The sequence below is a fragment of the Sulfolobus sp. B1 genome (assembly GCF_007050195.1).
Taxonomy (GTDB): domain Archaea; phylum Thermoproteota; class Thermoprotei_A; order Sulfolobales; family Sulfolobaceae; genus Saccharolobus.
In genome coordinates this window covers 1-554 of sequence record NZ_QIMI01000367.1, presented here as the reverse complement: position 1 = coordinate 554, position 554 = coordinate 1, and the positions used below count along the sequence as shown (strand labels likewise).

Below are 554 nucleotides of genomic sequence, written 5' to 3'. Positions count from 1 at the left end.
ATACCCTTCTTAGCTAAGAAGTGCTGGGCTACATCATCAATACCCTTCTGACAGATTACTACATTAGCTCCAATAGAAGCCAGCTTGTCTACCATATCCTTTAAGTACTTAGCCTCCTCATCCAAGAAAGCTTTTATCTGTTCCGGTGATGTTATACTTATCTTAGCTGATATTTCAGGCTTTTCTACCTCCAATGCAGCGTCTAATACAGCTATCTTTGCCTTAGTCACCCTTCTAGGCATTCCAGGGTGAACCACTTCTTTGTCTAATACTAAACCTTTTACTAACATACTATCTTCTATACTTCCGCCCTTCTTCTTATCTATCTTTATTAAATCTAAACTTACATTATATCCTCCATTGGGTAAAGGCTCAGCTACATTAGTTACTGCATCTAATACTATATCAATTATTTTGTCTAATTCTTTACCTTCAGCAAGGAACTTACTAGCTAATGTAGTAAAGGCTATCTTCTTGAGATTAGCCCTAGTAGAAGCGTCATTAAGATTCTTTACATCAATTTTTACCCCTAGTTGCGGAAGAATTTCCAATAT

1 protein-coding gene is annotated in these 554 nt (G+C 36.6%); it reads right to left on the bottom strand.

Translation table 11 applies throughout. The features are described 5' to 3' along the window. The coding region (locus DMP16_RS10725; protein WP_304948047.1) for a TCP-1/cpn60 chaperonin family protein at window positions 1-554 on the bottom strand (554 nt) is incomplete at both ends.